At 63.5% G+C, this 11,907-nt stretch carries 10 protein-coding genes and 1 pseudogene; 3 read left to right on the plus strand and 8 right to left on the minus strand.

Features of this window, described 5'->3' with window-relative positions; genetic code table 11:
* Positions 1–37: 37 nt before the first annotated feature.
* Positions 38–3,070, plus strand: a complete 3,033-nt coding sequence (locus UP06_RS40890) for a plasmid replication protein, CyRepA1 family (protein ID WP_045004728.1) — start codon at positions 38–40, stop codon at positions 3,068–3,070.
* A gap of 4 nt (positions 3,071–3,074) precedes the next feature.
* On the opposite strand, the pseudogene UP06_RS42690 reads toward UP06_RS40890, so the two are convergent.
* Positions 3,075–3,179 (minus strand): annotated as a pseudogene (locus UP06_RS42690) (ATP-binding protein); the annotation flags it as partial.
* Between the two features lie 227 nt (positions 3,180–3,406).
* On the opposite strand from UP06_RS42690, the gene UP06_RS19025 reads away from it, so the two are divergent.
* Together UP06_RS19025 and UP06_RS19030 are read left to right on the plus strand one after the other, a co-directional pair.
* Positions 3,407–3,652, plus strand: coding sequence for a PilZ domain-containing protein (locus UP06_RS19025; RefSeq protein ID WP_045004729.1), 246 nt, complete (start codon positions 3,407–3,409; stop codon positions 3,650–3,652).
* Positions 3,653–3,735: 83 nt separating this feature from the next.
* Positions 3,736–4,512, plus strand: coding sequence for a tetratricopeptide repeat protein (locus UP06_RS19030; protein WP_045004730.1), 777 nt, complete (start codon positions 3,736–3,738; stop codon positions 4,510–4,512).
* Between the two features lie 81 nt (positions 4,513–4,593).
* Here UP06_RS19030 and UP06_RS19035 read toward each other — a convergent pair whose 3' ends face one another.
* From UP06_RS19035 to rsmI, 7 genes are all read right to left on the minus strand, one after another.
* On the minus strand, positions 4,594–5,883 hold the full coding sequence (locus UP06_RS19035) for a CpaE/TadZ family protein (protein ID WP_045004732.1): 1,290 nt from the start codon (positions 5,881–5,883) through the stop codon (positions 4,594–4,596).
* Positions 5,880–6,617 (minus strand): CpaD family pilus assembly protein, encoded by a 738-nt coding sequence (locus tag UP06_RS19040; protein WP_045004733.1) that lies wholly within the window; start codon positions 6,615–6,617, stop codon positions 5,880–5,882. The genes UP06_RS19035 and UP06_RS19040 overlap by 4 nt, the downstream gene beginning before the upstream one ends.
* Positions 6,618–6,672: 55 nt before the next feature.
* Positions 6,673–8,190 carry a type II and III secretion system protein family protein gene (locus UP06_RS19045; protein WP_045004734.1) on the minus strand — a complete coding sequence of 506 codons (1,518 nt, stop codon included), beginning with the start codon at positions 8,188–8,190 and terminating at the stop codon, positions 6,673–6,675.
* Positions 8,191–8,204: 14 nt separating this feature from the next.
* The gene (cpaB, locus tag UP06_RS19050; protein ID WP_045004735.1) at positions 8,205–9,020 is read right to left on the minus strand and encodes a Flp pilus assembly protein CpaB; all 816 of its coding nucleotides are present in this window, start codon (positions 9,018–9,020) and stop codon (positions 8,205–8,207) included.
* A 453-nt stretch (positions 9,021–9,473) separates the two neighbouring features.
* Positions 9,474–10,418 (minus strand): glutathione synthase, encoded by a 945-nt coding sequence (gshB, locus tag UP06_RS19055; protein ID WP_045004736.1) that lies wholly within the window; start codon positions 10,416–10,418, stop codon positions 9,474–9,476.
* Positions 10,419–10,428: 10 nt separating this feature from the next.
* The gene (locus UP06_RS19060; RefSeq protein WP_045004737.1) at positions 10,429–10,842 is read right to left on the minus strand and encodes a YraN family protein; all 414 of its coding nucleotides are present in this window, start codon (positions 10,840–10,842) and stop codon (positions 10,429–10,431) included.
* Positions 10,829–11,779, minus strand: coding sequence for a 16S rRNA (cytidine(1402)-2'-O)-methyltransferase (gene rsmI, locus UP06_RS19065; protein WP_045004738.1), 951 nt, complete (start codon positions 11,777–11,779; stop codon positions 10,829–10,831). The genes UP06_RS19060 and rsmI overlap by 14 nt, the downstream gene beginning before the upstream one ends.
* Positions 11,780–11,907 lie beyond the last annotated feature (128 nt).

Genomic DNA, 11,907 nt, shown 5'->3' on the forward strand with positions numbered 1-11,907 from the left:
GCGATTTCATTAGAGCACGACTCAACGGATCGTCATCATGTCTACCGACAGAAAAAGGTATTCGATTAGCGTTAACAAGAGCATCGTAGATAAACCAGCGCAATCCGAACGCGCCGGCTTCGGCGCTGGCTTCGAGCCGGTCGAGGTGACGATCGACGAATTCATGAACCACATTCAATCAGGACACGCCTACGCTCCGCAATTCAAGAACGGCCGGCGCAAGGCGACCCATTTCTCGCGCGCTGGCTTCCTGGCCGCGGATGTCGACGGCGGCATGACGATCGAGGAAACCAAGGAGCACGCTCTCGTCCGCCATCATGCCGGCTTGATCCACACCACCGCGTCGCATACTCCGCAGAGCCACCGCTTCCGAATCATCGTTCTGCTCGACGAGGCCATCCAGGTCGCCCCGGACTGGGCCGACGCGCAGCTCGGCCTCGCCGTGACGCTGGACAGCGACCGTTCCGTTTCAGATGCGGCCAGAATGTTCTTCGGCAACACGAAGGCGGTGTTCTTTAAAATCTCCCGCTCGATGCCGCCATCGATCGTGGCGGACTTGATCGCTCGGGGGCGCGACGCCCGCGCCCAAACGGCGGGTATCAAGGGCCGCCTGCCGGTCGATTCAGCTAAGCAGATAGGGCCGGGCGCCTTGATAAAGCTCGCAGGCGGCGACCAGTGCCGCATGGACGAGCTCAGCGTCGGCGCGAGCGTACATTGCCCCTATCACGACGACACGAACGCCAGCGCCTTCGTTACCCGATCGAAAGCCGGGGCGCCCGTCATCCACTGCTCGGCCTGCAAGGTCACGTTTTGGCCGGATAACAAGCGCGACGAGTATGATTTCGAGGCGTTTGAGAAGCTAGTTGAGCAGCGTCGGCTGTCGGAAGCGCCGACGAATGATGACGCCGTCGGCCTTGAGCGCTTCTTTCCGCCGAAGCCGAAGCTCGTGAAGTTGAACCAGCCGTTCCTTCCGCCGATCGACTACGCGCCGGGCATCACGATGGTCAAGAGCTGGAAGGGCTCGGGCAAGACAGCGTCGTTAGAAGTCATGATATTGAAAATCCGTTCCGGCATGATGGCCGGGATCGACGCCAAGGATCGGCCGAAAAGGATACTTCTCGTCGGGCACCGGCGCACGTTGATACGGGAGGCCGCTGAAAAGCTCAGCTTGCGTTGCTACTTGGACCCAGACGACGGAGACCCGGACGGTCTCCTGACGCTAGCAGTGTGCTTGGATAGCTTGCCCAAGTTTGGCGAATCCTTTGCTGCGGACCGAGGCGTATCTGGTTGGCGGCGAAGGGGCCCATTCGATCTCGTGATCATCGACGAGGTCGAACAGGTCTTGAAGCACCTCAGGAGCGATACTATCGAACAGAAGGCAGGGCTGGAGCGCTGCTACGACGCGCTCGCTTATGAAGTAACCCACGCGAAGGCCGTCGTGGTGCTCGATGCTGACCTCGGGCTGCTCACCGCCCACGCTATGAGGCTGTGGCGGCCGCGAGACTGGGAATCGCGGTGCCGCATCATCTACAACGAACCGGTCACTTCGGCGGCACGTAGGACGATGCGTCTGTTTAAGGATCGGAAGAGGCTCGAACGTGAAGTCATCGATGCCATTCGATCGGGGCAGCGCTGCTTCATCACCAGCAACTCAAAGAACTTCGTGAACGTCATGGAGCGCATGATCCGCAAGGAGTGCGGGGAAGACGTCGTTATGCGCGTGGTCACGGGCGACAACTCTCAGGAAGACGCCGTCATCAACTTCGTCAAGAATATACGGACGGACTTTTTGAGGGTGCAAGTCGTGCTGGTCACGCCGTCTATGGGGACGGGCGTGGATATCACGTTTCCCAACGGGGCGTGCCACGTCGATCGTGTCTTCGGCTTCTTTTACTCGATGATCAACGCGCACACCGATATCGATCAGCAGCTCTGCCGCGTCCGCAACCCCGGGGCTGTCGATGTCTGGATCGACGGGGCGACGTACAATTACACCTGCAACGTCGAGATAGTTAAGGATGATCTGGCTCGGGCGTATACTGTTAAGCGCGCCGTAAGGGGTAAGCGGCCTGACGGCATGGTCGACTACGAACGAGACGATCCGTTATTGATGTTATGCGCGCATGTGACCGCACTTGAACGAGCGTCCAAGAATCGTTTAGTCGAGTTGTTCTGTAAGATGCGCGAGGCGAACGGCTGGGACATACAACGTGTCGGCGAGAAGGACCGGGATAGTGCTTATGACGACGCTCGTGACGAGCTTCGACAAGAGCGGGCGGAAAGGCTGCTAGGCGCGCCTCGCTTGAACCAGTCGGATTTCATTGATCTGGACATGCAGGTCAGTGCGCGGGCAAATCTCAGCCTTGAGGAGCGAGCCGCCTACGAGAAACACGTCTTCGAGAGTGACGTCGGGGTAGAGCTGGACGCCGATATCGTCGCATTGAATGTAGATGGTCGGCTCAAACAGCGTATCGCGACGCTGGCTGAGATGGTTTCGTTCTGGGATCGACCCCAATTCGATGTCACTGAGGCGTTGATCGAACCGACCACCGAAGCCGAAGGGCGCCTCCAGAAGATGACAGCCCCCTGGATGCTGGGAGTCTTGATGCGCATCGCAGGGCTCACGACGGCTTCGGGACTTAAATCCGAACTTTTGCTCTCAACGGGGGATTTATCGGAATTCGTTAGTGTGTGCCGGATCAATCGAACGGTGATCGAGGAAATCTTCTCGGAGGCGCTGAGGTCTGATCTCGAACAGAAACCAGTTCGGCAACTGAATCGGTTCCTAGCGCGCATCGGGTTTAGTCTAAACGTCACGCGCTCGCTGAAACGCTCGGGTGAAAAGGTCCGTTACTACGCACTCGATCTCGATATGGTTAACCAAATGTTACGCTTGGCTCGTTCGTATCTCGTGGTGCAGGAACGCAAGGAGACAGAACGAGAGATGGCGGGCGGTAAGATGCGCGCCGGGCCGGGCCAGGACCCACAACAGGGGACAAAAGAAAATTCACCGTATATAGCCACAAATACGGGGCTATTGTCCCTCCTGCCTCCAAAAACTGGGGGTTAATTTTCCCCACTATTGCGAAGGCCGGCAGGCCCGGGGCGACCTGCACCTGCACGTCGACCGCGCGGGCCTCGATCCCCTCAAAGGCGACGGTAGAAACCCGCTGAACCATACCCAAACCAGCCTGCCCTCTTGCACAATCGAGGGTAGCAGAGCCCGACACACTCTGCAAGAACAATACGGGAACATTTCCGGAGGCCCGGCAAGTCCTAATCAATCGTAAACAAGGCGCAGACACTACGCCTCGAATGCGAGCGGCTCCGATCAGCACATTCCAACGAATGTCCGCTACTCCTAGAGCCGCGGGATGGGCCGTGATCTAACAAGTGAACAATCAAAATGCTTGCAAATCGCCGCAGAAGCGAACGTCGGGGATGCACTCGGCTCGCCAAGATTCATTTTGGCGCGGGCTCGCTGCCGAGGGACTGCACGATCACGGATATCTCGGACGGGGGCGTGAAAGTGGTGGCGGAATTTCTCGAAGTGCCCCCGCAGTTCACCATCATCTTCGCGCCGGACTATTCCCGCCAGTGCCGCCTGCGCTGGCGCATCGGCTGCGAATTCGGTGCTGAATTCACCGACTGACCCCGACCGGCGCGTTTCCTTAACGGGAATTTAGCGTTAATCGGCAAAGCATCTCTGATCAGTCCGCCGGCGGTGATCAGAGTATGTCCAAGCGTTCGTGCCTCGCCTGTCCCCCGGCGAGATTACTGTTTCCCGCGCTTCTGGTGCTCGTTCTCGGCGGTTGTCAGACCACGAGCCTCGAGGACATCACCGGTGCGCTCGGCAGCAAGCCGGAATCAGCTAGCAAGGCCGACGCGAAGCCGGACATGGATGCCCTGCGCGAGCGCTATCGTGCCAAGCCGAGCGATGCCAACGTCGCCCTCGACTACGGCAAGGCGTTGCGCGAGACCGGCCAGCGCGCTCAGGCGGTCGCGGTGCTGGAGCAGGCCGTGCTTGCCCATCCCAGCAACAAGGCGCTGCTCGCCGGCTATGGCCGCGCGCTCGCCGACAATGGCAATTTCCAGCAGGCCTACGATGTGCTCAGCCGCGCGCATACGCCGGAGGATCCCGACTGGCGCATCCTGTCGGCGCAGGGCGCGGCGCTCGACCAGCTCGGCCGCAACGAGGAAGCGCAGCAATATTATGCGACCGCGCTGAAGATCGTGCCGGACGAGCCGCAGGTTTTGTCCAATCTCGGCCTGTCCTATGTGCTCCAGAACAATCTGCCGAGGGCCGAGGATACCATGCGCCGCGCCTACGAGCGCAACGCCGCCGATCCCCGCGTGCGCGCCAATCTCGCGATGGTGCTGGGACTGGAAGGAAAGCAGGCCGAGGCCGAGACCATTGTGAAGGCCGATCTGCCGCCGGATCAGGCGGCGGCAAAGGTCACGGCGTTGCGGCAGCTGCTGACGAAGAAGCAGCAGCAGCGGGCGGACAAATAATCCGCTAGCTGCATTGATTCTCGGTTGACGCGTTTTCTTGACGCGAACCGGTATCCACTTCGCTCGAAAACGCTCCGGCGCCTACGACGCCTTGCGATGTGGCGCAGACGGGCGCCCCGATTTGCCCTTCAGCTTCTTCAAGAGCGGTCCGAGCAGCGAACGCTTCGGCTTCTTCACCTCGCCGCGCCCGGCGAGGCGGTTCGCCATGTTCTGAAACAGCTCGGTGGTGCGGTGGCTCTTGGAGACCTCTGCGATCATCTGGCCGTTATTGGCCGCGGTCGAGAACAGCTTCGAATCGAACGGGATCACCGCGAGCGGCTGGCTCTCCATGGTCTTGGCAAACGACTTGACGTCGATCTCCGCCCGCTTGTGCATGCCGACCTGGTTGATGCAGTAGAGCGGCGGCCGGTCGTTCGGCCGCGCCGCCTTCAGCACCGTGAGCATGTTCTTGGTGTTGCGCAAGTTGGCGAGATCGGGCTCGGCCACGATCACGATGTCGTCGGCATTGACCAGCGCGCGCCGCGTCCAGCCCGACCATTGATGCGGCACGTCGAGCACGATGCAGGGCGTGGTCATGCGCAGCGTGTCGAACACTGCGTCGAAGGCTTCCGCGCCGAAATCATAGACGCGATCAAGCGTGGCGGGCGCCGCCAGCAGGCTCAGGCGTTCGGTGCATTTGGAGAGCAGGCGCTCCATCAGCGCCGTATCCGGCCGGTCCTGCGACAGCACCGCGTTGGCGATGCCCTGCGCCGGGTCCTGGTTGTAATCGAGGCCCGCGGTGCCGAAGGCGAGGTCGAGATCGATCACGACTGAATCCAGCGCCAGGTCGCGCGCGATGGTCCAGGCCACGTTGTGCGCGACGGTGGAGGCGCCGACGCCGCCCTTGGCGCCGACCACCGCGATGACGCGGCCGGTGATGATGGTCTCGGAAGCCGAGAACAGGCTACAGATCGAGCGCACCACGTCGATGGTCTCGACCGGCCCGATCACGTAGTCGTTGACGCCGCGGCGCACCAGCTCGCGATAGGGCGCCGTGTCGTTGGGATTGCCGATCACGACCACGCGGGTGCCGGGATCGCAGACGCCGGCGAGATCGTCGAGGCCCTCGAGAATGTCGCGCGTGCCGTCGGATTCGATCACGATCACGTTCGGCGTCGGCATCGTTTCATAGACTTCGATCGCCGCGGCAAGGCCGCCGTCTTTGGCGGTGAGATGCGCCTTGGCGAGACGGCGGTCCTGGCCCGCCGCGGTCATTGCGGCGAGCGTCTGCTCGGTCTCGCAAAATGCCTGCACCGAGATGCGAGGCACCGGCGCAATGTGTTCCTCGGGGTGCTGCGGATCGCCCGCTTCTTCGTCGTGGACGCTTGTCATTTGCCTGTGTCGCTGAGTTTGGCCTTTTCAGCCTCGGGATAGGTGGTCGTGGTTGCCGCGCCCTTGCGGTAGCGCTCGAAGGCGATGTCGCGGCGTGCGGTGTAGGCCGGCGTCTCGGCGCGCGGCTGCTCGAGGTCGGCGGGGTTGTCGATCATCGCCGCGAGATTGCGCTGGGTGGCGCAGCCGAGATTGAAATAGGGCCGGTTCTCGTTGTAGCCGGGGTTGAGGATGGACGGACCCACGTCCTCAGGCCACAGCCCGCAGGGGCCGGCGACCGCGGCGATCCTGGAATAGCTCAGGCGGATGGTCGGCAGCAGCCCGGGATCTTCGGGACGATAGGGATGCTGGACGATGGCGCGCGACGGCACGCCGCTGGCGCCGAGCACGGCGCGGATTTCGTGATAGGTCGCAGCAGCCGCGCGCGAATTCGCTGTGTCGATGGGCACGTCGACGATGACGGAGCCGGTGCCTTCGCGCGTCCAGTCCTGGGCAATGCCCGCGACGTCCGAGTGCTGCGCGGCCGAGAGGCCGCCTCTGGCCTTGCCGACGAAGATCACGATCGAACGCTTGGCTTCCTGCACCGCGATCGGGTGGCGCTGGCGATAATCGGTCGGCACCGTCTGGGTGGTGACGACGTCGCCGGTGGTGTTGCACGCGCCCAGCATGACGGAGAGCCCCGTCAGTGCGAGCGCGACGCGCAAATTGCGGCGTCGATCAGCTGTCGTCTTCGTCATCGGCTTGTCCCCACTTGCCCCGTTTCTCGCCCCGTTCCCCAATCGCCCGTTCGCGTCAGTCGATGATGAAGCCGAAATCGCCCTGGTTGCCGTCCATCGGATCGGCGCGGCGCGCAATGCCATAGAGGCGGTTCATGCGGCCGAGCAGTGCGGACTGCGAATCCGACGACGGCGCGAAGCCGTCATCGGGCCGCGACAATTCCTTCTGGGCGACCGCGCGCACCACATAAGGCGTCACGATCACCATCAGCTCGGTCTCGTTGTTGACGAAGTCCTGGCTGCGGAACAGCGCGCCAAGGATCGGCAGCTGATCGACGCCGGGCAGGCCGTTGACCGCCTGCTTGGTCTGCTGCTGGATCAGGCCGGCCATCGCCATCGAGCCGCCCGAGGGAATTTCAAGCGTCGTTTCGGCGCGACGGGTCTGGACCGATGGGATGGTGATCGAGTTGGTCGTGCTCGAAGACAGCGCCTGCGACACCGTGATGGCGTTCTGGCTCGACAGCTCCGAGACCTCGGTCATCACGCGCAGGCTGATCCGGCCCTCGCTCAGCACGACCGGGGTGAAGTTCAGCGAGATGCCGAACTTCTTGTAGGTGATCTGGGTGGTACAGACATGCGTGGTCGGATCGCAGGCATAGCCCCCGGGGATTGGAAATTCGCCGCCGGCGATGAAGGTCGCCGATTCACCGGAGATCGCCGTCAGGCTCGGCTCGGCCAGGGTGCGCATCACGCCCGCGCTTTCCATCGCGCGCATCGTGGCGCTGACGGTGGCGACGCCTTTGGTGAGGCCGCCAACGCCGAGCCCGTTGCCGCTGACCAGCGGTCCGCCGCTGGCCGAGAACGGGTTGGAATTGTTGAAGTTCACGACCGCGGTGCCGGCATTCAGGCTGGCGCTGAGATCGACGCCCAGCTGCTTGACGATGTCGCGGCGCACTTCGCCGACGACGACTTTCAGCATCACCTGGTCGCGGCCGCGCACGATGATGTTGTTGACGACCTTGTCTGCTCCGCCGACCAGCTTGGCGGCGACATCGCCGGCCTGCTGAGCCTCGACCGGGCTCGACACCGAGCCGGTCAACATCACGCTGTCGCCGACGCCCTCGATCTGCACGCCCGGCAGCGATGAGCGCAGCGCCGCGCGCATGCCGTTGAGGTCGCGCTTCACCGCGATATCGTAGGCGGCGACCTGCTGGCCGTCGGCAGAGAAGAACACGACATTGGTCTGTCCGACCTGGCCGCCGATGATATAGGCGCGCTGCGCCGAGCGGATCACCGCATTGGCGATCTTGGGATCGGCCACCAGCACGTCCTTGACCTCGCGCGGCAGGTCGATCACGGCCGACTTGCCGACGCCAAGCGACAGGAAACGCGTCCGGGCCGGCGCGATGGTCGCGACCGGCGCCACGCCGAGATCCGGCGCCTGCATCGGCGCCTGGTCTCCGACCGGCGCATCCGCGGCGCTGACCCGGTCAGGGGCTGCGACCAGCCCCAGCATCAGCATTGCCCCCGTCCAGAACGAGCGCACGCGCTTCCCCCGAATGCGCAGGCCCGTCTGATTATCCCCGTAGTTCATCTTGGGTGTCCCCATCACTTCTGTGACGTTAGTTGCCGCGCCTGCACGCCGTAGCGGATCACGTTCACGCCGCCGGCACGCCTGGCTGCTTGGTCTTCGACCGTAATCTCCGACGCGTTGGCATCGGCGATGCTCCGCAGCGCGAGCGTCAGCGTGCCGGCCTGGCGCGAGACCGATAGCGTGGCGACCTGGTCGGGCTTGAGCTCGAGCGTGACGGTCTTGCCGAGCACGGCGTTCTGGCCGTCCTTTTCCTTCGGCGCCTGGTCGATCGCGAGCACGCGGATGTTGGTCAGGACGATTTCGGACAGGATGAGGTCATTGCCGCCGGCCGGGCCGTTGGCGCCTTCGGGATTCTTCAGGCGGCGCGTCATGACGATGTCGACGCGGTCGTTCGGCAGGATGAAGCCGCCCGCGCCGGTCTCGGCTGAAATTTCGGTGGAGACGGCCCGCATGCCGGACGGCAGGATCGCGGCCATGAAGCCGGAGCCGTCGGCCTTCACCAGCTTCTGCTCGCGGATCGGTTCGCCCTGCATCAACGGCACGCGCGCGATCGAGCCTGCGATCTGCGTCTGTGCGTCGGGCCTGCTGTCACGGCGGATGAAGGCGCTGCTCGCGGTGGCTGACGGCCAGGTCTGCCATTGCAGGTCCTCGGCCTTCACGGCCTGGCCGAGCTGGATGTCGGATTTGGCGACGAGCACCTCGACCGTCGGCAGCTTCTCGGCCACCGGGAGGACGGGCGCGGGCTTGTTGTCATAGCCGCTCGCCAGATATGCGGCGACGCCGCCGGCGCCCAGCGCAATGACGAGAACGACAATGCGTGCGGTATTCATACGCCTCTACTCTTACGCGGGGCACTCGAACCGCACGTGGCGGGTTCCCCGGCATCGATGAGTAGGGAGTAAAAGTATAAGGGGTGTTGCGAGGCCGAGTGTGATGGTCAGTGACGGTGCTGGTTTTGGCCAGATGGTGAATGCCGCGTTATTCGGACGGCGCCGGCCCCGTAGTTCACGCAAGCGCACTCCTGCGTTCGAATGAGACGCGGGGCGTCATGGTGAATGGGTGGTTAGTGATGTCAGGTGCCGAGCGATGTCGCAGCGGTGAGACGGAAACATCGCGACACATTACCAGTGTCGTCCCGGCGAAGGCCGGGACCCATACCGCGTGATCTTTCGATTGCAGGAAGGCAGAAGTACCAACGACAAGTCTTCGCCAAACCACGCCCTGTGGTTATGGGTCCCGGCCTTCGCCGGGACGACGTTGGAGAGAGACCGCGCGCGTAGCCCTTACTTCGCCCGCTTCTGCTCGATTACGTCCCAGACCTTGGCCGCAACATCCGGGCCGCCCAACCGCGCGATTGCGCGGATGCCGGTTGGCGAGGTCACGTTGATCTCGGTGAGGTTGCCGTTGATGACGTCGATGCCGACGAACAGCAGGCCGCGTTCGCGTAGCGCCGGTCCGACGGTGGCGCAGATCTCGCGCTCGCGCGGGGTGAGCTCGGTCTCATGCGCGGCGCCGCCGCGCACCATGTTGGAGCGGAGATCGTCCGCGGCCGGCACGCGGTTGACCGCGCCGGCGAACTCGCCATTGACCAGAATGATGCGCTTGTCGCCGTGCTTCACCTCGGGGATGAACTGCTGAATCACCCAGGGCTCCTTGAAGGTAACCGAGAACATGTCGAACAGCGAGCCGAAATTCATGTCCTGCGGCATCACGCGGAACACCGCCGCGCCGCCATGGCCGTGCAGCGGCTTCATCACCACGGCGCCATGCTTGTCGCGAAACGCGTTGATCTCGTCGAGGTCACGCGAGATCAGGGTCGGCGGCATCAGCTGCGGAAAATTCATCACGAACAGCTTTTCCGGCGCATTGCGCACCGACGCCGGATCGTTGACGACCAGCGTCTTGGGATGGATGCGCTCAAGCAGATGAGTCGAGGTGATGTAGGCGAGGTCGAACGGCGGATCCTGGCGCAGCAGCACCACGTCAAAGCCGTTGAGCGCCTCGCGCTTGGGCTCGCCGAGGGTGAAATGATCGCCGGGCTCGTCGCGCACGGTCAGGAGCTGAACCGGGGCGACGATCTCTTCGCCCACCATCGAAAGCTTGTCCGGCGTGTAATAGGACAGGCCATGGCCGCGCTTCTGCGCCTCCAGAAGCAGCGCAAAGGTGGAATCGCCCTTGATGTTGATGCGGGCGATGGGGTCCATCTGGACGGCGACGTTCAGTTTCATGGTCTGCCTTTCAGGTCGAGGCGTCGAATGCCGCCAACACATGGCGTGGAAGTGACCGCGGCGCAATCAGCATGGCGTCGAATCGCAGTTCGAATTCCGCATGCTCGGGATGCGCGACGAGCCAGCCCTGCGCGGCATTGATGATCCGCTGCTGCTGGCGCGGCGTCACGGCGAAAGCGGCGTCATCCAGCGTCGCGCGCGCCTTGACCTCGACGAAGGCGATCAGGTTGCGGCGGCGGGCCACGATATCGATCTCGCCATGCGGCGTGCGGTAGCGTTTTGCCAGGATACGGTAGCCCTTGGCCATCAGATAGGCGGCGGCGCGGCTCTCCGCGGAGATGCCGGTGCGGAACGCCGCGACGCGTTCGGGCGAGGCGATCTTCGGTTCCTGTTTCGATTCCTGGGCGCCCTCACGCTTCGCCATCGCCGCCTCGCATACTTTTTGCGAGCTCGAGCGCGCGAGCATAGACCTCGCGGCGCGCCCGTCCTGATAGCTCGACCGCATGAGCGACGGCGTCCTTGACGCTGTGCGCGGCAAGTTGCTCGCGCAGGAGGTCGTCGAGCGCGTCCGCCGTCATCACCTCGGCGTCGGCTGCGGGCGGAGCGATCACCAGCACGAATTCGCCGCGCGTCTCAAGCGTGGCAGCCTCGCGCGCAAGCTCGCTCAGCGGCGCGCGCGAAATCTCCTCGTGCAGTTTTGTCAGCTCGCGGCAGATCGCGGCTTCGCGCGTGCCCATGATCTCAGCGAGCTCGGCGAGCGTGTCCTGCACGCGGTTGCCGGATTCGAACATCACCAGTGTCGCATCGATGCGGGCGAGCTCGGTGAGCCGGGTACGCCGGGCCGCGGATTTCGGCGGAAGAAACCCTTCGAAGAAGAAGCGATCGGTCGGAAGTGCTGCGACCGAAAGCGCCGCCAGCACCGAGGACGGGCCGGGCAGCGCGAACACCGCATAACCCGCGGCGCAGACCTCGCGCACCAGCTTGAAGCCGGGATCCGAGATCAGCGGCGTGCCGGCATCCGACACCAGCGCGATCGAGCCGCCCTGCGAAAGCCGCTCCAGGATCTTCGGACGCGCGGCCTCGGCATTGTGCTCGTGATATTGCTTGAGCTGCGCAGAGATGGCGTAGCGCTCGGTCAGGCGCCGCGTGATGCGGGTGTCCTCGCAGGCGATGACGTCGACCCCGGCGAGCGTCTGGAGTGCGCGCAGCGTGATGTCGCCGAGATTGCCGATGGGGGTCGCGACCAGATAGAGGCCCGGCGCGACCTTCGGCGCCACGAGCCTATAGGCGTCGATGGAGAAACCGCGCGGGGCGGCGTCCGTGTTTTCAGGTGTATTTATCGGGGCCGGCTTTGCGCGCATAATGAGACGAACTTAGGCATGATCCCGAGGGCTGGGAACCGGTCCTCCGAAAAAGATCGTACCGGGGCAAGATACGAGCGACGGGGCGGGGAAGGACTGGAATGTGATCCATCCGGTATCACATTCGA

This window comes from Bradyrhizobium sp. LTSP857, assembly GCF_000938285.1.
GTDB lineage: Bacteria > Pseudomonadota > Alphaproteobacteria > Rhizobiales > Xanthobacteraceae > Bradyrhizobium.

Coding starts and splice junctions, on each gene's coding strand:
- UP06_RS19040 (WP_045004733.1), bottom strand. CDS start 6,617: ATGACGAAGACGACAGCTGATCGACGCCGCAATTTGCGCGTCGCGCTC.
- gshB (WP_045004736.1), bottom strand. CDS start 10,418: ATGAAACTGAACGTCGCCGTCCAGATGGACCCCATCGCCCGCATCAAC.
- UP06_RS19045 (WP_045004734.1), bottom strand. CDS start 8,190: ATGAACTACGGGGATAATCAGACGGGCCTGCGCATTCGGGGGAAGCGC.
- rsmI (WP_045004738.1), bottom strand. CDS start 11,779: ATGCGCGCAAAGCCGGCCCCGATAAATACACCTGAAAACACGGACGCC.
- UP06_RS40890 (WP_045004728.1), top strand. CDS start 38: ATGTCTACCGACAGAAAAAGGTATTCGATTAGCGTTAACAAGAGCATC.
- UP06_RS19025 (WP_045004729.1), top strand. CDS start 3,407: ATGCTTGCAAATCGCCGCAGAAGCGAACGTCGGGGATGCACTCGGCTC.
- UP06_RS19060 (WP_045004737.1), bottom strand. CDS start 10,842: ATGGCGAAGCGTGAGGGCGCCCAGGAATCGAAACAGGAACCGAAGATC.
- UP06_RS19030 (WP_045004730.1), top strand. CDS start 3,736: ATGTCCAAGCGTTCGTGCCTCGCCTGTCCCCCGGCGAGATTACTGTTT.
- cpaB (WP_045004735.1), bottom strand. CDS start 9,020: ATGAATACCGCACGCATTGTCGTTCTCGTCATTGCGCTGGGCGCCGGC.
- UP06_RS19035 (WP_045004732.1), bottom strand. CDS start 5,883: ATGACAAGCGTCCACGACGAAGAAGCGGGCGATCCGCAGCACCCCGAG.